The organism is Kitasatospora sp. NPDC004614, assembly GCF_042873675.1.
Taxonomy (GTDB): Bacteria; Actinomycetota; Actinomycetes; order Streptomycetales; family Streptomycetaceae; genus Kitasatospora.
Genome location: NZ_JBIALR010000009.1, coordinates 196,659 through 216,540, shown reverse-complemented (window position 1 = coordinate 216,540; position 19,882 = coordinate 196,659). Strand labels below are relative to the sequence as shown.

The window sequence follows — 19,882 nt, the reverse complement described above, 5'->3', positions numbered from 1 at the left end:
CCCGTTCGACGAACTCTCGGACGTCGTCCGGCCCGACGGCGCGTTCGGGAGCGGCGAGGATCCGGGCGAGCGCGACCGCCAGGGCGAGGTTGCCCTCGGGGGTCTCCGGGTGGTGCAGCCGGGCCAGTCGGAGCACCGGCCCCGGGCGGGCGTGGCGCAGCGCGCCGAGCGCGCCCGCGTCGCTGGGCATCGCCGCGGAGGAGGTCAGGGTGAGCACCCGCTGCGGGTGCCGGACGGCGACGCGCTGGGCGACCAGCCCGCCCAGCGAGTGCCCGAACAGGTGGGCGCGCGGCCAGCCCAGTGCGTCCAGCACGGCGACGGCGGCCACCCCCGGATCGCCGCCCTCTTCACCACCCCCGGCCCCGCCGCCCCCCGCGACCCGTTCGAGGACGTACTCACCCGCGCCCTTGCGGGCGTGCTCGGCTGACCGGGCTTCGGTACGGGTCGGCTCAGCCCGCGGCCGGGCGGCCGGCGAAGGCGTTGACCAGGGCGCGCTCGAACGCGGGCAGGTCGTTCGGCCTGCGGCTGGACACCAGCGTGTTGGGCCCGTCCACGCAGACCACCACCTCCCGGTCCACCCAGGTCGCACCGGCGTTCACCAGGTCCGTGCGAAGGCTCGGCCAGGACGTCAAGGTGCGGCCGCGCACCGCGTCGGCCTCGATCAGCGTCCACGGACCGTGGCAGATCACCGCGACCGGTTTGCCGCGCGCGAAGAAGCCGCTGACGAAGTCCACGGCGTGGCGGTCGGTGCGCAGGAAGTCCGGGTTCGCCACGCCCCCCGGCAGCACCAGCGCGTCGAAGTCGGCGGCCGAGGTGTCCGCGGCGACCGCGTCCACCGGGAAGGCGTCCGCCCGGTCCAGGTGGTGGAACGCCCGGATCCTCCCGGGTTTCGTCGACACCAGCCGGGGCGTGCCGCCGCGGTCCGCGACCGCCTGCCACGGCGAGGTCAGTTCGACCTGCTCCGTTCCTCGGGGTGCCGCCAGAAAGGCGACCACGACCTCGTTCAGCTCGTTCATCTCGACTCTCCGCTCCGCGGTCGATCCGGCCCCCGCGGCGCGTTTCACCACCATCGCCACCCGGCAAACCGGCCGGCCGGGACCGGCAGGGCCTGGACCACGTACCGCGCCGCCTCGGAGCCCCCGACCCACCGGGCGGCGCCTGCGTCCTCGCCGGTCCGGCTCACCGGCACGGCGGCGAGCCGGACCGGTCAGCCGGACCGACGCCTGCCCGGCGGTTCTTCTGCGACCTGGTGCCGCGCCGGTCAGCCCTCGCGCATGTCGCCGAAGCGGAACCGGCGGTGCATCCGCTCGTGCCAGGTCAGCTCGGGCGCGACCAGGTCGTCCGGGGGCAGGGTGTCGCGCGGCAGAACGGCCCTGGAGAGCGGCGGGGCGGTCCGCTCGGTGTCGCGGGCCTGTTCGCCCAGGGCCGCCAGCTGGAGCGGGGTGGCGTGGGTGCGGACCGTCGGGAACAACTGGGCCTCCTCCACCCCGAAGTGCCCCGTCGCCTCCTCGATCAGCCGGGCCAGCAGCCGGTCGAACTCGGCCGAGCCGGACGAGGTCGCCCGCAACTCGCGCACCAGCTCGTACAGCACCGCGTGCGTCTGCAGGCCGTGGTCCACCGTGTCGTCACGGGCCGGCCGGCCGCTGCGTGCGATCGGGTACAGGTACTCGTCCTCCGCCGCCAGGTGCCGCACCAGCCCGTCGGCGGTGAGCAGCGCCAGCCAGTTCCGCCGCGGATCGCCCAGCGGCAGGCCCGCCAGCTCACTGAAGCGCACCCGCAGCACGTCGTGATCCGTCGTCATCTGTTCCAACAGGTCCAGCTCCAGGTCGGTCGCCATCGTCAAGCACCTCTTCGTCGCGGTCCCAACCCCTCGCGGATGCGCCTGCCCGCCTCCGCGAACCGGAAACCGCACTCTCCGGCTGCGCCGCGAGACCGCCCCGGGGTTAGCCTCGCAGCGTGACGAACCCGTTCACGGACCCGGACGTCGAGCCGACGCGCGACAAGATCGCCGACGTGCTGGGCCCGGCGATCGAGGGCTGGGACGCGTTGCTGCGCGTGCTGGCGGATGCCGGGGTCGAGACACCCCGGCGGTGGTTCCGGGACGGCGGCCGGCTGGTCAAGGCCGCGGACCGCACCCGGGTGTCGACCGCCTGCGCCCCATCCTGAAGGCCCGCATCGCGCTGCGGTAGCGCGCCTGCGGTAGCGCGCGCGGCCCCGGAACGGGGACGGTTCCTGGTGGGCGGACCGACCCGTTCAGCCCTCGCTGGTGATCTCGATGCAGGCAAGGTCGATCTGGTCGGCGAGTTGGCGGACCAGGCTGGCGAACACTGCGGCCGTCACCGGGTCGAGTTCGTTGTCGTCGCGCTGTGCCCAGTCCTGCCACTCCTCGGGGAGTGCGCGCAGCAGGGCGACCACTTGCAGGGCGGGAATGGCCAGGTCGCCGGAGAGTCCGCAGACGATCGGGACGCTGAGTTGCGCCATGGTGTCCACCTCCTGCTGCGTCGATGCCCGTCCGGGCGTCTGCCCGCGAGCGGGGGGCGGAAACGGGGGGCGGTGCGGCTGTCCTGCGGATGTGCTGCGAGCGGGCCCGGGGCGGCGGGGGTAGTAGTGGTGGTGGCGGGTGGTGAAGGCGCGGGCCGGCGTGCGGGTTGCGGCGCGTTCGGGCGGACGGGAGGCGGGAGTGTGATGGCCGGACGCGCAGGTGGGCCGCGCTCGCGCAACGTCCGTGCGCCGCGAGGCAGTCGCCCGGCCAGGTCGGGGCGGCCGGCGGCCGCGCGCGGCGCCGAGGTGCCCCGGCGGCCGAGCGGGCTGGAGCGGATGGCCGGACGGGCCTGGCGGTTGCTGGCCATCGCGGTGGCCGGGTACGCCGGTTATCTGATCGTCAGTCGGCTGCTGCTGCCGGTGGTGGCGGTGTTCGTCGCGCTGGTGGTCACCGCCGTGCTGCGCCCGCCCGTCGATCTGCTGGCCCGCCGGATGCCGCGCGCGTTCGCGGTGCTGTTCACCGTGCTCGGCGCGATGCTGCTGCTCGCCGGGGTGGGGACGCTGATCGCGGTGGTGATCCAGGCCCAGTCCGGGCAGCTGGGAGGGCAGGTGCGGGACGGCCTGGACCGGCTGGAGCACTGGCTGGAGGGCCCGCCGTTCCACGCCCGGGCCGGCACCCTCGGCGACCTGCGGCACCGGCTCGGCCAAGTGCTCAGCACGCACCGGCAGGCCGTGCTGTCCACGGCCGTCACCGGCGCCGGCTGGGTGGTGGAGGCGGCGGCCGGCGCCGCGCTGGCCCTGTTCTGCGCGGTGTTCTTCACTCACTCCGGCGAACGGATGTGGAGCTGGGGGACGTCCATGCTGCCCGCCCGCACCGGCGAACTGTGGCAGCGGGGCGGCCGCGCCGGGTGGCGGACCTTCGCCGGCTACACCCGGGGCCTGTTCCTGGTCGCGGGCACCAACGCCATCCTGGTCGGCGTGGTGCTGGCCGTACTCGGCGTGCCGCTCGCCGTGCCGCTGGCCGGCCTGGAGTTCGTCGCGGCGCTGATCCCGCTGATCGGCTCGCCGATCGCCCTCGCGATCGCCTCGCTGGTCGCACTCGCCACCCGCGGACCGGTGACCGCGCTGGTGGTGCTCGCCCTGATCGTGGTGATCGGCCAGCTGGAGGGCCACATCCTGCACCCCCTGGTGATGGGCTGGGCGGTGCGCCTGCACCCCGTCGCCATCGCTCTGGCCGTCGCCGCCGGCGCCACCCTGGGCGGGATCGTCGGCGCGGCCGTCGCGGTGCCGGTGCTGTCGGTGGGCTGGGGGGTGTTCCGCGAACTGCGCGGACCGGCGGGAACGACCTGAGGGGGCGCGCGGCGGGGGAGTTCGTGCGCCCGGCGCTCAGTGGTCGTAACGGTGGCTGCCCCGTGACGGGGTGCCGGTGGTCGGGTCGATGGTGCCCGTGCCGAGCGAGTCGGTGGTGGTGGTGGCGGCCGGCTGGCTGTGGCGGTGGCCGTAGTGGTGGCGCCGGTGCAGGCCCGCGCGGATCAGGAGCAGGCCGGCGCCGAAGATCAGCGTCAGGGCGATTCCGGCGAGGAACGCGCCCAGGGTGCTGATGGTGGCGATCTGGTGACCGAACATCGTCACGGCCGTCTCGGGTCCGCCGCCCAGGTTCTCGGCGATCAGCAGCCCGGCGAACGCACCGGACGCGGCGAACAGGAGGAGTCCGAGCAGCAGCATGGGTCCACGTCCTTTCGCGTGCTCCATTGCTCCGTTCACGCGGCGTCTGCCCGCTGGCCCCCCGCTCAATCACCGGGCCCGGCCGAGACGCGTGACCTGTCGCTGTGTCCGGCCGGGTCGGGATGCGCGCCCTCAGATGAGGTCCGGGCACTCCGTGGCGAAGCCGTCCGAGACGGGCTGCCAGACGCCTTCGTCCTGGCGTGCGCTCAGTCGGTCGGCTTCGGTGGCGGTCTCGATCAGCTGGGCGGTGGTCAGGTGGACGGCCGCCGTGAAGACCCGGCCGAGGTGGTGGCAGTGCATCACCGGCCGGAACTCCTCGGAGTACGGCTCGTCGGCGACCGCGAACAGGTCGGGCAGCGTCCAGCCCAGTGGGCCCGCGATGGCGCGCAGCTGGTACCTGTGGTGCGGACCCGGCTCCCAGCTCTCCACCATGCTGTGCAGGGTGCTGCGGGACAGGCCCATGAACGGCAGTTCGCGGAGGCCGAAGCCGCGGTTGTGGATCATCGCGCCGAGCGTGGCGGCGAAGCCGGTCTCGGCGGGAAATGGCTCGGGCCGCACCGGGGGCTCCGTCGCCGCGATGCGGGGCAGTGAGCGGACGAACGCCTCCAGGGCGACGAGTTGCGCGTGGTCGCAGTGGCTGACGCGGTAGGAGAACTGGTACAGGACCTTGGCGTCGCGCTGCGGGGGGAGGAGTTCCGGCGGGACCGGGTGACCGGCGACGGCGTACAGGTCGGCGAGGGGTAGGCCGAGTTCGGCGGCGAGTTCGGTGAGCCGCTGCTGGCTGGTGTCGGTTCCGCTCGCGGCGAGGCTGCTGAGGATGGTGGCCCGTTCCATGGGAGGAAGGTAGCGGATCCGTGAACTCCCCTTCCGGGCAGGCCGGGTGGGGTCAGGCGCCCTGACGGAAGACGAGCAGGTAGCGCCAGAACAGCAGGCGGCGAATGCGGCACCCGGGCAGCAGCGACGCGGCCTCCCGGCGGATCTCGTGCAGGGGCATGGTCGGCATGGCGACCGGCGCCGTGCCCGCCGGTGGAGCCTGGCGGCGGCGGAGCGTTTCGGCGGCTGCCACGGCGAGCCGGGCGGCGGCGTTGACGGGTACGGCTGCCAGGCTCCACGCCCAGTCGAGGCGGGTCTTCTCGGGGTAGCAGCCCAGGATCACCAGGACGCCGCCGGGCGCCAGCGCGTCGCGCAGTGCGGAGACGGTGGCGAAGGGCATGTGGTGGACGGTGGCGAGGCAGGAGATGAAGTCGTAGTGCCCCTGGGGGAGTTGGAGCTCCGTGAGGTCCGCGTGCCGGAACTGGGGTGCCCGGTGGCCGGCCGTCCGTGCGGACGCCGCGCGGGCCTCCGCTATCGCCTCCGCCGACCGGTCGATCGCATCGACCCGCAGGCCCGACTGCGCGAGCCTGCGGGCGAATCGGCCGGTCCCGCAGCCGACGTCCAGGGCCGCACGGCCGTTCCGCGGCACCTGGCGCAGTAGCAGGCGGTGGTAGTGGTCGTTGTGATCGAAGGGCATGATCCGATCCTGCCACGGCGACCGCAAAGGCAACTCGCCTGCTTACCGCTGCTGTTGGGGGGAGTCAGGCCGTCCGGAAGAGCCGGTCCAGGTGGTGGCGGAGGACGGCGGTGGCGGCCTCGGGGGTGCGCTGGCCCAGGAGCACGCTCAGGCCGAGGCCGGCGGAGAGGGCGAGGAGGACGACGGCCTCGTGCTGGGGGTCGGTGATGGCGGCGGCGGTGAGGTGGGCGACGAGGAAGGCCTCCATCTCGTTCGGGGCGGAGAGGAAGGATTGCTCGGCGAGGGCCGGGTCGGTGACGGAGAGGACGGCGTACGCGGTGTAGACGAGGTGGAAGGTGCGGCTCTCCTCGTCGGTGGGGACGGCCTCGACCAGGACGGCTTCGACGATCTCGCGCGGGGACGGGGTGGCGGCGGTGGCCCGGACGCGGTCGCGGACGCGTTCGCCCATCCGGACCCCGAGGCGGGTGAGGGTGGCCAGGAGCAGCTGCTCCTTGGTGTCGAAGTAGTACTGCACCAGGCGGACCGAGACGCCCGCCTCCTGTGCGACGGAGCGCATCGTGACGGCGTGCAGGCCGGTCCGTGCGGCGGAGCGCAGCAGGGCGTCGATGATCACGGCCCGCCGTTCCTCGTGGTCGACCAGCTTCGGCATACGGGCCCCTTCGAACGTTTTTGTGGTACAAACATACCACCAAAAGTTCCGGAGGGGATCATGACCAGGACCAGCGTCGGACACTTCGTCAACGAGGAGGCCCGCACCGCGTTCCTCGACGCCTACGATCGGGCCATGGGCCTGTGGCCCGCCCCGCACAGTGCCCTCGACGTCGAAACCTCCTACGGCACCGTGCACGTCCACCACTACGCGGGGCCCGGCGCGGGGGAACCGGTCGTGCTGCTGCACGGCCACGCCGGCCACCCGGCCAACTGGTACCCGCAGATCGCGGCGCTCGGCGCCCACCATCCCGTGTACGCGATCTCCACCCTCGACGACCCCGGCCGCAGCGTGCAGCGCGCCGTCGCCGCCGGGCCGGCCGAGAACGCCGAGTGGCTCGGCGAGGTGCTGGCCGGGCTCGGCCTGGAACGGGTGCACCTGGTCGGCGTCTCGTACGGCGGCTGGCTGGCCCTCAACCAGGCGATCCGCGCGCCCGGGCGGCTGGCGTCCGTCGCCCCGCTGGACCCGGGCGGCATCGAGAAGGTGCCGGTCCGGTTCTACTTCCACATGATCGCGGGCCTGTTCGGCATGCTCGCACCCCGCCGCTTCCGTCCCGCCCTCGCCCGGCTGCTCGCCAACCCCGCGCTGGTCGCCCCACCCGAGATGCTCGCCCCGATGATGCTCGCCATGCGCAGCTGGAAGCCCACCGGCCGTCCCGCCGCCCCGCCGTTCGGCGACCAGGAACTGCGTGCCGTCACCGTCCCCACCCTCGTGCTGGTCGGTGCCCGCAGCGCGCTGCTGCGCCCGCGCCGGGTGCTGGCCCGGGTCACCGGCCTGATTCCGGGCGTCCGGGCCGAGATGGTTCCGGGCGCGGGGCACGGTCTCACCCTGGAACGGCCGGAGCTGGTCAACGCCCGCCTGCTGGAGTTCTTCGCGGCCACGAGGTCGGAGCACGCGGCGAGTTGACGTTGTTCGGCGCGCTACCGGCCGAGCGGGGGAGAGGCGGGCTGGGGCTCGGGTTCGGGGGTCGGCTCGGGGCCGGGCCGGCCCGGGTCCGGCGGCTCGGGCTCGCTCGGGGGAGGCCCGGGGACGGGCTGGAGCGGCTGCGGGTCGTGCGGAATGGGCGGCGAGATCGGCGGGTCCGGGTCCGGCGTGACGGGCGTCGGGCTGTACGGGCCTGGCGGGTCGGTCGGACGCGGCGGGCTGTCCGGCGGTTCGGGCGGACGCACGTCCGGGTCGGCGGGGATCGGCATCGTCATCCCACTCACCGCCCCAGAGCCTTTTCGAGCTGGTGCTTGTTCATCTTCGAGCGGCCCTCGACGTTGCGCCGGCGGGCCTCGTTGTACAGCTGGTCGTAGGTCGGCCCTTCGGCTCCGCTGTGCGAGCGCTTGCCGCCGCGGTGCGCGGAGGAGACGTCCCGCACCGAGCTGCGCGAGGCCGTCCGGCTCTCGCCGTGCCGGGCGCGTTCCTTGTTGACGGTGCGCGCCGCGATCTCCTCGGCGCGCTGCTCGCTCGCGCCGCGCTTCAGTTGGCTCTCCTTGATGTGCTCGTACTGGCGCTCCCGCTTGGGGCTCGATCCGGCGGGCATGACGGCTCTCCTTTCGTGGCCGGAAGGGGTCACGTCCGCGCATACCCGGATCAGTCGGGACGAATCGGGTTCAAACGCGGCCGATCGGGTACAGGTGGGGCGTCGCTCCGAGCAGGCTGCCCAGTGCGTCCCATTAGCGACGTGCCCGGAGCCATGACCAGAAGCCCGGGCAGGCGCCAGGGCCCACGCCGTCCCCGGGAGATGACTCCCAGTGATCACCACGACCCACCGCCACCGGCCGGCGCGCCGTCGCCGCGCCGGCCGGCCGAACGACCGCCGGTACGGAGAGAGCGACCGCCGGTACGGAGAACGCGGCAGCCGTGAGATCGACCCGATGTACCGGCCGACCCGGCGCGAGATGCGGGCCATGGGCAAGTTCGAGGCCCGGGAGCTCAGTGACGCGCTGTTCCGGCGGCTGGCCGAACTGCCGCCCGAGGATTCGCGGTCGAGCTATGTGCGCGGCACCGTGATCGAACTCAACATGCCGCTGGTGCGGTTCGTCGCCGCCCGGTTCCGGCACCGCCCGGAGGAGCTCGACGACATCCTGCAGGTCGGCACGATCGGCCTGATCAAGGCCGTCGACGGGTTCGACCCGGACCGGGGCGTCGAGTTCGTCACCTACGCGATCCCGACCATCGCCGGTGAGATCAAACGATTCTTCCGCGACACCTCGTGGCCGCTGCGGGTCCCGCGCAGCGTCCAGGAACGCTACCTGGCCGCCGCCCGCGCCTCCGACCGGCTCGAACAGGACCTCGGCCGGCTGCCCGACACCGCCGAACTCGCCGAAGAACTGCACGTCACCGAGGCCGAGGCGGCCGAAGGGCTGGACGCCGGGCGGCTGTGCCGCTGCGACTCGCTCGACTCGCTGCGCGACGACGAGTCCGACGAGACCGGCAGCGCGCTGATCAACCGGCTCGGCTGCTGCGACCCGGAACTCGAACTCGCCGAACTGCGCGTCGCGGCAAGGCCGTTCATCGGCCGACTGCCCGAACGGGAACTCACCGTGCTGCTGCTGCGGTTCTGGGGCGGACTCACCCAGAGCGAGATCGCCGTCGAGATCGGCGTCTCGCAGATGCACGTCTCGCGGATCCTCACCGCCACCCTGACCGGGCTGCGCGAACAGATCGAGGGCGGGACGCGCGGCACCACGGACACGGCGCGTGATTGAGCCTCGCCCAGCCGGGTAGCCGCGCGGACCGTAGCCGCCCCAGGGCGGGAAACCCTACCGCCGGCAGGAGGTGTTCGCACCGTGGACGCCCGGACTGCCACCGGTGCCCCCCTCACCGTCACCCTGCGCCGTCCCCCTGGCGCACTGGTGGTGCGCCCCGAGGGCGAACTCGATCACGACAGCGTCGGCCCGCTCCGCGAAGCCCTGGAGAGGGCCGTCGCCAACCCGCCCGCCCGGCTGGTGGTGGACTGCGGCGGCCTCGACTTCTGCGACTCCACCGGCCTCAACCTGCTGCTGCGGGCGAACGCCGCCATCCGGCAGGCGGGCGTCCCGCTGCTGGTGGCCGCTCCCGGGCGGGTGATGCTCCAGATACTGGAGATCACCGGCGCGGACGAGGTGCTGGCCGTGCGGCCCACCGTCGAGGACGCGCTGACCGACGGGCCGGCCGGGAACGCGGCAGCGCCGGCGAGCAGCGACGAGAGGCCGGCAGCGCCGCCGGGTGGTGGCGGGCCTTCGGGCGGTACTGAGTCCGGCGGTGCCGCGTCTTCGGACAGCACCGAGCCTTCTGCCGCGTCTTCGGACAGTGCTGGGCCTTATGCCGCGTCTTCGGACAGTGCCGCGAGTCCGGAGCCGGGCGGCGCGGAGAGGCCCGGGGAGCAGCGATGAGCGGCCGGCCCGTCGAGGGTCGCACCGAGCGCCGCCGCCTGCCGCTCACTGCCGCGCCCGGCGCGGTCGCCCGCAGCCGGGAGTTCACCCGCCTCGCCCTGCTGGAGTGGGGCTGGCTGCCCGCGCGCGACGCCGTCGGCCGGGCCGCCGCCGAGGACGTGCTGCTGATGACCGGCGAACTCGTCACCAACGCCTGCCAGCACGCGGCCGGCCCGTACGCGCTGGAACTGACCAGGTGCGGGCCGCTGCTGCGGGTCGCGGTGTGCGACGGCGACGACCGGATGCCGGTGCTGCGCGCCCCGCACGTGCCCGCGCGGCCGGGCGGCCACGGTCTGCGGGTGGTCGACCGGCTGGCCGCGGCCTGGGGCAGCGAACCGGTTCCCGGCGGCGGCAAACGGGTGTGGCTGGAGACGATCCGCCCCCCGGCGGAACCCTGGCGGCGACGGTGCCACAGTGGAAGAGATGTCAGTGAACGGCCGGGGCCCCGCCTCACCCGGCGGGCCCGGCCCCGTTGACCGGACCCGAGGTGGTGGTGACGTGGACAGCGCGTCCGACCCGCGCACACCGGAGCCCGCACGGCCCGCGCCCGAATCCGAGCCCGCGCCCGCGCCCGAATCCGAACCCGAGCCCGACCACGCCGACGCGCGGCACCCCGCGGCGCCCCGGCCCACGTCCGACGGCGTGGCGCTGCGCCGGCTGCTGGCCGGGCTGACCGCCGTCCGGGACGGCGACCTGTCGCTGCGGCTGCCGAACGCGCCCGGGGTGCTGGGCGAGATCTCCGGCGTCTACAACGACATGGCGGAGCGGCTGTCCCGGCTGAACGCCGAGGTGACCCGGGTGGCCCGCGAGGTGGGCACCGAGGGCATGCTCGGCGGCCAGGCCGAGGTGCCGCAGGCGGTGGGCGCGTGGCGGGAGCTGGCGGACTCGGTGAACGCGATGGCCGGCAACCTCACCGCGCAGGTCCGCAACATCGCGCAGGTGACCACGGCGGTGGCCCGCGGCGACCTGACCCGTACCATCGCGGTGGACGCCCGGGGCGAGATCCTGGAACTCAAGAACACCGTCAACACCATGGTGGAGCAGCTCAGTTCGTTCGCCGCCGAGGTGACCCGGGTGGCCCGCGAGGTCGGCACCGAGGGCATGCTCGGCGGGCAGGCGGACGTGCGGGGCGTGTCGGGGACGTGGCGCGACCTGACCGACAGCGTGAACTTCATGGCGGGGAACCTCACCGCGCAGGTCCGCTCGATCGCCCAGGTGGCGACGGCGGTGGCCCGCGGCGACCTGACCCGGAAGACCGACGTGGTGGCCCGGGGCGAGATCCTGGAACTGAAGAGCACCGTCAACACCATGGTGGAGCAGCTGAGTTCGTTCGCCGGCGAGGTGACCCGGGTGGCCCGCGAGGTCGGCACCGAGGGCATGCTCGGCGGGCAGGCGGACGTGCGCGGCGTGTCGGGGACGTGGCGCGACCTGACCGACAACGTCAACGTGATGGCGTCCAACCTGACCGGCCAGGTCCGGTCGATCGCCCAGGTGGCGACGGCGGTGGCGCGCGGCGACCTGTCGCGCCGGGTCACCGTCGAGGCGGAAGGCGAAGTCGCCGAGCTGGTCCGCACGTTGAACGCGATGGTGGACACCCTGTCGGCGTTCGCGGCGGAGGTGACCCGGGTGGCCCGCGAGGTCGGCACCGACGGCATCCTCGGCGGCCAGGCCCGGGTGCCGAACGTGGCGGGCACCTGGAAGGACCTCACCGACAGCGTCAACTTCATGGCGCACAACCTGACCAGCCAGGTCCGCAACATCGCGCAGGTGACCACGGCGGTGGCCGGCGGCGACCTGACCCGCAAGATCGACGTGGACGCCCGGGGCGAGATCCTGGAACTCAAGAACACCGTCAACACCATGGTGGAGCAGCTCAGTTCGTTCGCCGCCGAGGTGACCCGGGTGGCCCGCGAGGTCGGCACCGAGGGCCGGCTCGGCGGACAGGCCGAGGTGGAGGGCGTCTCCGGCACCTGGAAACGCCTGACCGAGAACGTCAACGAACTCGCCGGGAACCTGACCCGGCAGGTGCGGGCGATCGGCGAGGTCACCAGCGCCGTCACCGCGGGCGACCTGACCCGGTCGATCACCGTCGAGGCGTCCGGCGAGGTCGCCGACCTGAAGGACAACGTCAACGTGATGGTGGAGTCGCTGCGCGAGACCACCCGGGCCAACCGCGAACAGGACTGGCTGAAGACCCACCTGGCCCGCCTCACCGGCCTGATCCAGGGCCGCCGCGAGCCCGCCGCCGTCGCCGAACTGCTGATGGACGAACTCTGCCCGCTGCTGAACGCCCAGTACGGCACCTGCTACCTCTCCGAGGAGTACCTGACGGAGGACGGCGCGGCCCGGGCCGGCGCCGGGCGGCCGGTGCTGGTGCGGGCCGCCGCCTACGGCCACCGGGCGAGCGACACCCCGCGCCGGTTCGGCCTTGGCGAGTCGCTGATCGGCCAGGCCGGGCGCAGCCGCCGCCCGATCGCCCTCACCGACCTGCCGCCCGGCTACGCCGAGATCGGCTCCGCGCTGGGCTCCGGCCCCCCGCGTGAACTGCTGATCCAGCCGATCACCATGGAGGACCGGCTGCTGGGCGTGGTCGAGGTCGCCACCCTGCACCACTTCACCGACCTGCACCGGGACTTCCTGGAACGCCTCGCCCAGGACATCGGAACCACCCTGGCCACCCTGCTGGCCAACGCCCGCACCGACGAACTGCTCCAGGAGTCGCAGCGGCTGACCGCCGAACTCCGGGCCCGGTCCGAGCAGTTGGTCGACGGCCAGGAGGAACTGCGGCGCTCCAACGCGGAACTCGGCGAGAAGGCCGAACTGCTGGCCGCGCAGAACCGCGACATCGAGGCGAAGAACCTGCAGATCGAACAGGCCCGCCGCGAACTCGAGGACCGCGCCCGCCAGTTGACCTCCGCCTCGATGTACAAGTCGGAGTTCCTGGCCAACATGAGCCACGAGCTGCGCACCCCGCTCAACAGTCTGCTGATCCTCGCCCAGCTGCTCGCGCAGAACTCGGAGGGCAACCTGACGGACAAACAGGTCGAGTACGCCGAGGTGATCCGCTCGGCCGGCTCCGACCTGCTGCAACTCATCAACGACATCCTCGACCTGTCGAAGGTCGAGGCCGGCAAGCTCGACGTCACCGTCGAACGGTTCCCGCTGCGCGAACTGCTCGACTACGTCGACACCGCCTTCCGCCCGCTGGCCGCCGAGAAGAACCTCGACTTCCGGATCGGCGCCGCGCCCGGCGCGCCCGCCGAACTGCGCACCGACCAGGCCCGGTTGCGGCAGATCCTGCGCAACCTGCTCTCCAACGCCGTCAAGTTCACCGACCGCGGCTTCGTCGAACTCACCGTCGAACCCGCCCGGACCGGTGAACTTCCCGGCGGGCAGCGGGAGTCGGGCGCCGTCGCGTTCCGCGTCCAGGACTCCGGCATCGGCATCGGCGCGGACCACCTGGAATCCATCTTCGGCGCCTTCCAGCAGGCCGACGGCACCACCAGCCGCAAATACGGCGGCACCGGCCTCGGCCTGTCCATCAGCCGCGAACTCGCCCGGCTGCTCGGCGGCGCGGTGAGCGCCGAATCGGTACCGGGCGAAGGGAGTTGCTTCACCCTGCTGCTGCCCGACCGGCTCGCCCCCGCGCCCGAAGCCACCGCCGAACCCCGCGCCGGCGAACCCCGCGCCGGCGAACCCCGCGCCGCCGAACCCCGCGCCGGCGAAGCCGCCGGCCCGCCCGGCGCCGCACCCGCCGCCCCGTCACCCGCCCGCGCAGGCCGACTGGCCGGCCGCACCGTCCTGGTCGTCGACGACGACTCGCGCAACGTGTACGCCCTCAGCACCGCCCTCGAACTCGAAGGCGCCACCGCCCTGCACGCCGCCAACGGCCGCACCGGACTCGCCATGCTGCGCGCCCACCCCGAGACCGACCTGGTGCTGATGGACCTGATGATGCCCGAACTCGACGGCTACGCCGCGACCGCCGCGATCCGCGAGAGCGCCGAACACGCCACCCTCCCGATCATCGCCGTCACCGCGAAGGCGATGCCCGACGATCGCGCCCGCAGCCTCGCCGCCGGCGCCGACGACCACCTCACCAAACCCGTCGACACCAACCACCTGATCACCACCGTGCAGCACCGGTTGGAGAGTTGACGCCGTGTCGAAGAGCCGCGAGCAGCACCGCACGGGAGCCGACCCGCGCCGTCTGCTCGCCCTGCGGCTGCGCCACGCCCAGGACGAGACCGAGGACCTGCGCGCCGCCCTCGCCGCCCGCCCGCTCACCGCCCTCGCCACCGGCGTCCTCGCCGAACGGCTCGGCTGCGGACCCGCCGAAGCCGGCAGCCAACTGCTCGCACTCGCCGAACGCGCCCGGCTCACCCCGCAGGAACTCGCCGCCGACATCCTCACCACACTGCCCGGCCCCGCCGACGGCGACACCACGCCCGCCGCCACCGCACCGCCCGACCGACTGCCCGGACGGCCCGAACCCACCGTCGAGGCCGCCCTCACCCAGGCCGCCGCCATGGTCGCCGCCACCGCCGCCGTGCTGTGGACCGCCCGCCCCGGCGGCGTCCTGCACCCCGCCGCCGCACCCGGCTTCGGCGACACCGAACGCGCCGACTGGCGACACGTCCCGCCCGGCCTCGACACGCCCGCCGGGCGCGCCCTGCGACAGCGCACCACCCAGGGCCCCGAAGGCCCGGTCGCCGCCACCCTCGGCGCCGCCCGCGCCCCCTACCGCCTCGCCGTGCCCGTGCACCGCGCCGACGGGCCCGCCGCCGTCCTCGAACTCGCCTGGCCCGAGCGCCCCGGCGACCCCACCACCGCCGAACGCCGCCGCCTGCAAACGATCGCCGAGGTCTGCGCGCTCGCCCTCACCGACCCCGGGCTCGCCACCACCGGCCCCGCCCCCACCGACACCGGCGCCATCGACGCCGCGCTCGCCCCCGCCGCGCTGCTCGACCCCGAACCCGCCCACGGCACCCCCGCCGACTTCCGCCTCGCCCGGGTCAACGCCGCCTTCACCGACCTCGCCGAGCGGCCCCCGCACCGCCTCGAAGGCCACACCCTCACCGAGACCTACCCGCTGGCCTGCGCCGACGGCCTGCTCGACCTGCTGCTCGAGGTGCACGCCACCGGCCGCCCGCAGCACCACGACAGCCTCGCCCTCACCTTCCTGGCCGGTCAGACCCCCGCCCCCGTCCGGCTCGAACTCGCCGCCGCCCGCCACGGCAACCGCCTGCTGGTCAGCTGGCAGCCCGCCGCCGGAACCGACCGCACCGACCACCTGCTGCGCGCCGCCCAGCGCCTCAGCCACCTGGCCGGGTTCGAGGAGGACCTGCGCACCGGCGAGATCCACTGGACGCCGCGCACCGCCGACCTGCTCGGCCTGCCCGCCGGCACCGCCCCCGTCCCGCTCGCCGCCCTCGCCGCGCACGTCCACCCCGACGACGAACAGACCGTCCGCCGGGTCGTCAACTCCGCCGTCCAGCACGGCCGCGCCGACTCCGCGGTGTTCCGGATGCGACACCTCAGCAGCTACACCCACTACGTGCGCCTGGTCGCCGAACCCGTCCTCGACGCCCACGGGCACACTGCCGCCGTCCGCGGCGCCTACCAGGACGTCTCCGCCCAGCACTGGACCGAGACCGCGCTCGCCGCCACCACCGAACGCCTCGCCGACACCCGGCAGGAAGCCGCCGACAACCACCGCCTCGCGCTGCGCCTGCAACAGGCCATCCTGCCGCCCGCCCCGCCGCCGCTGGAGAGCGCCGGCCTGCGCGCCGCCGTCCGCTACCGGCCCGCCTCGCAGCGCGACCGGGTCGGCGGCGACTGGTACGACACCACCCTGCTGCCCGACCGCACCGCGCTGCTGGTGGTCGGCGACATGGCCGGACACGGCGTCGAGGCCGCCACCGGCATGGTCGCCCTGCGCAACGCGCTGCGCGGCCTCGCCTACACCGGCGCCGGGCCCGGCCGCCTGCTCGGCTGGCTCAACGAGGCCGCCGCCGACCTCACCGACGCCACCGCCACCGCCGTCTGCGCCCGCTACCACCCCGACACCCGCACCCTGCACTGGGCCCGGGCAGGCCACCTGCCGCCACTCCTGCTGCGCGACGGCACCGCCGGCCCGCTGCCCATGCCGCACGGCATCCTGCTCGGCGCCGCCGAAGACCCCGAGTACGAGGAGGCCCGGCACACCCTGAGGCCCGGCGACATCCTGGTGCTGTACACCGACGGCCTGATCGAACGACGCGACCAGTCCGTCGAGGAAGCGCTCGACCACCTCGCCCAGGTGCTCGCCGAACCCGCCGCCGACCTCGACACCCTGCTCGACCGGGCCCTGGAACTGAGCGTGGCCGACACCGACGACGACACCTGCCTGATCGCCGTCGAGGTCCTCGGCACGGTCCTCGGCACCACGAACGACGCGTCGGACCACGCGTCCGACCCACCCGCACCGGCCGCACACCCGGCCGGGACGACCTGACGAGAGACGGAGGAGAGCAGCCATGACCATGATCCAGGAGACCGTCGAGGTGGACGTCCCACTGCACACCGCCTACAACCAGTGGACGCAGTTCGAGGACTTCCCCCAGTTCATGGACGGCGTCGAAGAGGTCACCCCGCTCGACGAACGGCACAACCACTGGCGGACCAAGATCTCCGGTATAAGCCGCGAGTTCGAGACCGAGACCGTCGACCGGCAGCCCGACCGGAAGATCGTCTGGCGGACCGTCGGCGGCGACACCGACCAGATGGGCATGGTCAGCTTCGCCCGGCTCGACGACGACCGCTGCGAGGTGCGCCTCGCGATGGACTACGACCGGCAGGGGATGGCCCACCACACCGCCGACACCACGGGGATCATCGACCGACGGGTCCGCGGCGACCTGGAACGGTTCAAGTCCTTCATCGAGGAGCGTGGCGTCGAATGAGGACCCCGGGTTCGCGGCCGGCCGGGTTTGAGGCCCGCCACAACGGACAGCCGCCCCACATGGACAGAGCATGCTGCTCAGGCCCCGCCGACTGGCTGGACGCCCCCACCCACTGGACGTTCCTCGACCCGGTCGCCGACCGCCTCGCCGACTTCATCCAGGCCCTGCCGCTCGGCCGGGTGCGCGACGTGCTGCACGGCGTCCCGCTCGGCCACCCGCTGCACCCGGCGCTCGTCGAGACCCCGATCGGCTGCTGGCTGGCCGCCGGAGTGCTCGACCTCACCGGCGGCGACGACCGGGCCGCCCGCACCCTGACCGCCGTCGGGCTGGTCAGCCTGCCGCCGGTCTTCTGGTCCGGCTGGGTGGACTGGTCCCGGCTGCCACCCGCCCAGCGCCGCCTCGGCCTGGTGCACGCCGCGAGCGCCGCCACCGCCGCCATCCTGCACGGGTGCTCGCTGCGGGCCCGCTGCCACGGCCACCCGCTGCGCGGCCGGGTGCTCGGACTGAGCGGCACCACCGTCGTCGGCCTCGCCGCCGGGCTCGGCGGACACCTGGCGTACCGGCACGCCGCCGGCGCCGCCCACGCCGAGGCCGAGTTCCGGCTCGCGCCGCCCGACTGGCAACCGCTCGGCGACACCGCCGAGTTCCCCGAAGACGTCCCGGTGCGCCGCCGGCTCGGCGAGGTCGCCGTGCTCGTCGTGCACGGCTCCGACGACAGCTGGACGGTCCTCGCCGACCGCTGCACCCACACGGCCGGATCGCTCGCGGACGGCGAACTGATCGACGGCTGCGTGCAGTGCCCGGAATGCCAGTCCCGGTTCCGGCTCAGCGACGGCCACCCCGTACAGGGCCCCGCCACCGCCGTACAGCCCCGCTTCGAAACCCGGATACTGGCCGACCTGCTGGAGGCCCGGCCACCCCGATGACCACCGTCCAGGACCTGCTCGACCGGCACGGCACCACGTACGCCGAGCAGGCCGGCATCCGGCTGCGCGACACCCCCGCGCCGCTCTACCAACTGCTGGTCCTCACGCAGCTGTGCGCGATCCGGATCCGCGCCGACACCGCCGCCGACGCCGCCCGCGAGCTGTTCGCCGACGGGCTGCGCACCCCCCGCGCGATGACCGGGTCCAGCTGGCAGCAGCGGGTCGACGCGCTCGGCCGCGCTCACTACGTCCGGTACGACGAGAGCACCGCCACCGTGCTGGGCGAGGGCGCCGCACTCGTCCGGGAACGCTGGCACGGCGACCTGCGGCGGCTGCGCGAAGAGGCCGAACGCGACCCCGCCGCGATCGGCCGGCTGCTGCGCGAGGTGCCCCGGATCGGCCCCGTCGGCGCGGACATCTTCCGCCGCGAGGCCCAGCTGCTCTGGCCCGAGCTGCGCCCGTTCTTCGACCGCCGCGCCCTGTCCGCCGCTGCCGGTCTGGGCCTGCCGCGCGAGCCCGACGCGCTTGCCGCGCTGGTCCGCCCCGACGACCTGGCCCGGCTCTCCACGGCGCTCGTTCGGTCCACGTTGAGCTGATCGACGGTCGGCCAGGTGGGCGCCGGGGACAGAGCTGGGCAGACGCGCTGACGGTACGTTCGGAACCGCCGGATGTTCGGGACGGTTCGACGGAGGCCGAGATGTCCGCACCGCAGCGCCAGTCCACCGTGGCCGTGGAGACCGACGTCCCCGGCAGACTCGACCGGCTGCCGTGGTCGCCCTGGCACTGGCGGATCCTGATCGGCCTCGGCACCGTCTGGATCCTGGACGGCCTGGAAGTCACCATCGTCGGCAACCTCGCCGCCCGGCTCGCCGAACCCGGCAGCGGCATCGCCATCAGCACCGCCCAGGTCACCACCACCGCCGCCGCGCTGTACGTGGCCGGCGCCTGCTGCGGCGCGCTGTTCTTCGGCTGGCTCACCGACCGGCTCGGCCGCAAGAAGCTGTTCATGGTCACCCTCGCGGTGTATCTCGCCGCGACCGCCGTCACCGCACTCTCCTGGACCGCCTGGTTCTTCTTCCTGTGCCGCTTCTTCACCGGCTTCGGCATCGGCGGCGAGTACGCGGCGATCAACTCCGCCATCGACGAACTGATCCCCGCCCGGGTCCGCGGCCGGATCGACCTGATCGTCAACGGCAGCTTCTGGATCGGCGCGGCGATCGGCGCGTTCGCCTCGATCGCCCTGCTCAACACCGCGCTGTTCGCCACCGACGTCGGCTGGCGGCTCGCCTTCGGCATCGGCGTGGTGCTCGGCCTGGTCATCCTGCTGGTGCGCCGGCACGTCCCGGAGAGCCCGCGCTGGCTGATCACCCACGGCCGCCGCCGGGAGGCCGAGAAGATCGTCACCGAGGCCGAGAAGACCGTCGAACGGGAGACCGGCGAACCCCTGCCGCCGGTGGACGAACCACCGATCCGGATCCGCGAGCGCGGCCCGATCGGCTTCGGCACCATCACCCGCACCCTGGTCGCGCACTACCCGCGCCGCACCGTCCTCGGGCTGGCGCTGTTCATCGGCCAGTCCTTCCTCTACAACTCCGTCACCTTCGGCTACGCCGCGATCCTCACCACCTTCTTCGACGTCCCCGCCGGCGACACCGGCTACTACTTCGCGGTGATCGCCGTCGGCAACTTCCTCGGCCCGCTGCTGCTCGGCCACCTCTTCGACTCGGTCGGCCGCAAACCGATGATCGCCGGCACCTACATCGGCTCCGGCGTCCTGCTGTTCGGCACCGCCTGGCTGTTCCAGCGCGGCTCGCTGGACGCCACCACCATGACCGCCTGCTGGACGGCCGTGCTGTTCCTCGCCTCCGCCGGGGCCAGCGCCGCCTACCTCACCGTCAGCGAGATCTTCCCGCTGGAGACGCGAGCGCTGTGCATCGCGTTCTTCTACGCCGTCGGGACCGCCGCCGGTGGTATCTCCGGCCCGCTGCTGTTCAACGGCCTGGTCTCCAGCGGCCAAGTCGGCGACGCCACACTGGCGTTCTGCATCGGCGCCGCGCTGATGACGCTGGCGGGCCTGGTCGAGGCACTGATCGGCGTCAAGGCCGAACGGCGCAGCCTGGAGTCGCTGGCCGCGCCGCTCAGCCAAGTGCCGTCCGAGCGGTGACGGTGCGTCAACCGTCGCGCGG

At 73.8% G+C, this 19,882-nt stretch carries 21 protein-coding genes and 1 pseudogene; 12 read left to right on the top strand and 10 right to left on the bottom strand.

The window, feature by feature from the left end; all coding sequences use genetic code 11:
• Window positions 1-238 precede the first annotated feature (238 nt).
• The 3 genes and pseudogenes from ACFYST_RS20800 to ACFYST_RS20790 all read right to left on the bottom strand — a co-directional run.
• Window positions 239-313: pseudogene (locus ACFYST_RS20800) on the bottom strand (hypothetical protein); the annotation flags it as partial.
• 136 nt (window positions 314-449) lie between these two features.
• Entirely contained in the window at window positions 450-1,016 is a 567-nt protein-coding gene (locus ACFYST_RS20795; RefSeq protein ID WP_387864309.1) for a type 1 glutamine amidotransferase domain-containing protein, read from the bottom strand.
• Window positions 1,017-1,261: 245 nt separating this feature from the next.
• Window positions 1,262-1,837, bottom strand: coding sequence for a hemerythrin domain-containing protein (locus tag ACFYST_RS20790; RefSeq protein ID WP_387864307.1), 576 nt, complete (start codon window positions 1,835-1,837; stop codon window positions 1,262-1,264).
• A gap of 119 nt (window positions 1,838-1,956) precedes the next feature.
• On the opposite strand from ACFYST_RS20790, the gene ACFYST_RS20785 reads away from it, so the two are divergent.
• A complete protein-coding gene (locus ACFYST_RS20785; RefSeq protein ID WP_387864305.1) occupies window positions 1,957-2,166 on the top strand; it encodes a hypothetical protein in 210 nt (69 codons plus the stop codon).
• 87 nt (window positions 2,167-2,253) lie between these two features.
• Here the strand turns inward: ACFYST_RS20785 and ACFYST_RS20780 are convergent, their stop codons facing one another.
• Window positions 2,254-2,481, bottom strand: a complete 228-nt coding sequence (locus tag ACFYST_RS20780) for a hypothetical protein (RefSeq protein WP_387647068.1) — start codon at window positions 2,479-2,481, stop codon at window positions 2,254-2,256.
• Window positions 2,482-2,817: 336 nt separating this feature from the next.
• Here ACFYST_RS20780 and ACFYST_RS20775 point away from each other — a divergent pair, with 336 nt between their 5' ends.
• Window positions 2,818-3,831, top strand: a complete 1,014-nt coding sequence (locus ACFYST_RS20775) for an AI-2E family transporter (RefSeq protein WP_387864303.1) — start codon at window positions 2,818-2,820, stop codon at window positions 3,829-3,831.
• Window positions 3,832-3,867: 36 nt separating this feature from the next.
• Here the strand turns inward: ACFYST_RS20775 and ACFYST_RS20770 are convergent, their stop codons facing one another.
• From ACFYST_RS20770 to ACFYST_RS20755, 4 genes are all read right to left on the bottom strand, one after another.
• Window positions 3,868-4,206, bottom strand: coding sequence for a hypothetical protein (locus ACFYST_RS20770; RefSeq protein WP_387864300.1), 339 nt, complete (start codon window positions 4,204-4,206; stop codon window positions 3,868-3,870).
• Window positions 4,207-4,338: 132 nt separating this feature from the next.
• Complete coding sequence (locus ACFYST_RS20765; protein WP_387864298.1) at window positions 4,339-5,040, bottom strand: hypothetical protein; 702 nt, start codon at window positions 5,038-5,040, stop codon at window positions 4,339-4,341.
• A 52-nt stretch (window positions 5,041-5,092) separates the two neighbouring features.
• Window positions 5,093-5,716 (bottom strand): class I SAM-dependent methyltransferase, encoded by a 624-nt coding sequence (locus ACFYST_RS20760; RefSeq protein ID WP_387864296.1) that lies wholly within the window; start codon window positions 5,714-5,716, stop codon window positions 5,093-5,095.
• Between the two features lie 64 nt (window positions 5,717-5,780).
• Entirely contained in the window at window positions 5,781-6,365 is a 585-nt protein-coding gene (locus ACFYST_RS20755; RefSeq protein ID WP_387864295.1) for a TetR/AcrR family transcriptional regulator, read from the bottom strand.
• A 60-nt stretch (window positions 6,366-6,425) separates the two neighbouring features.
• Between ACFYST_RS20755 and ACFYST_RS20750 the strand changes: the two genes are divergently transcribed.
• The gene (locus tag ACFYST_RS20750; protein WP_387864292.1) at window positions 6,426-7,331 is read left to right on the top strand and encodes an alpha/beta fold hydrolase; all 906 of its coding nucleotides are present in this window, start codon (window positions 6,426-6,428) and stop codon (window positions 7,329-7,331) included.
• 14 nt (window positions 7,332-7,345) lie between these two features.
• On the opposite strand, the gene ACFYST_RS20745 is transcribed toward ACFYST_RS20750, so the two are convergent.
• Together ACFYST_RS20745 and ACFYST_RS20740 are read right to left on the bottom strand one after the other, a co-directional pair.
• On the bottom strand, window positions 7,346-7,624 hold the full coding sequence (locus tag ACFYST_RS20745) for a hypothetical protein (RefSeq protein WP_387864291.1): 279 nt from the start codon (window positions 7,622-7,624) through the stop codon (window positions 7,346-7,348).
• A 5-nt stretch (window positions 7,625-7,629) separates the two neighbouring features.
• The gene (locus ACFYST_RS20740; protein WP_387647051.1) at window positions 7,630-7,953 is read right to left on the bottom strand and encodes a plasmid stabilization protein; all 324 of its coding nucleotides are present in this window, start codon (window positions 7,951-7,953) and stop codon (window positions 7,630-7,632) included.
• A gap of 211 nt (window positions 7,954-8,164) precedes the next feature.
• Here ACFYST_RS20740 and ACFYST_RS20735 point away from each other — a divergent pair, with 211 nt between their 5' ends.
• The 9 genes from ACFYST_RS20735 (at window position 8,165) to ACFYST_RS20695 (ending at window position 19,860) form a co-directional block, all read left to right on the top strand.
• Window positions 8,165-9,121: a SigB/SigF/SigG family RNA polymerase sigma factor gene (locus ACFYST_RS20735; RefSeq protein WP_387647050.1), complete on the top strand. Its 957-nt coding sequence runs from the start codon at window positions 8,165-8,167 to the stop codon at window positions 9,119-9,121.
• Between the two features lie 81 nt (window positions 9,122-9,202).
• On the top strand, window positions 9,203-9,787 hold the full coding sequence (locus ACFYST_RS20730) for an STAS domain-containing protein (RefSeq protein WP_387864289.1): 585 nt from the start codon (window positions 9,203-9,205) through the stop codon (window positions 9,785-9,787).
• Window positions 9,784-10,302: an ATP-binding protein gene (locus tag ACFYST_RS20725; RefSeq protein ID WP_387647045.1), complete on the top strand. Its 519-nt coding sequence runs from the start codon at window positions 9,784-9,786 to the stop codon at window positions 10,300-10,302. Before ACFYST_RS20730 ends, ACFYST_RS20725 begins: the two co-directional genes overlap by 4 nt.
• Window positions 10,303-10,468: 166 nt before the next feature.
• Window positions 10,469-13,984 (top strand): HAMP domain-containing protein, encoded by a 3,516-nt coding sequence (locus tag ACFYST_RS20720; protein ID WP_387864408.1) that lies wholly within the window; start codon window positions 10,469-10,471, stop codon window positions 13,982-13,984.
• Window positions 13,985-13,988: 4 nt separating this feature from the next.
• A complete protein-coding gene (locus ACFYST_RS20715) occupies window positions 13,989-16,322 on the top strand; it encodes a SpoIIE family protein phosphatase (RefSeq protein WP_387864287.1) in 2,334 nt (777 codons plus the stop codon).
• A gap of 22 nt (window positions 16,323-16,344) precedes the next feature.
• Window positions 16,345-16,770 (top strand): SRPBCC family protein, encoded by a 426-nt coding sequence (locus ACFYST_RS20710; protein ID WP_387864284.1) that lies wholly within the window; start codon window positions 16,345-16,347, stop codon window positions 16,768-16,770.
• Window positions 16,771-16,829: 59 nt separating this feature from the next.
• Window positions 16,830-17,696 (top strand): Rieske 2Fe-2S domain-containing protein, encoded by an 867-nt coding sequence (locus ACFYST_RS20705; protein ID WP_387864282.1) that lies wholly within the window; start codon window positions 16,830-16,832, stop codon window positions 17,694-17,696.
• Entirely contained in the window at window positions 17,693-18,292 is a 600-nt protein-coding gene (locus ACFYST_RS20700) for an endonuclease (protein ID WP_387864280.1), read from the top strand. The genes ACFYST_RS20705 and ACFYST_RS20700 overlap by 4 nt, the downstream gene beginning before the upstream one ends.
• A gap of 101 nt (window positions 18,293-18,393) precedes the next feature.
• Window positions 18,394-19,860, top strand: a complete 1,467-nt coding sequence (locus tag ACFYST_RS20695; protein WP_387647029.1) for an MFS transporter — start codon at window positions 18,394-18,396, stop codon at window positions 19,858-19,860.
• The last annotated feature ends 22 nt before the right edge of the window (window positions 19,861-19,882 follow it).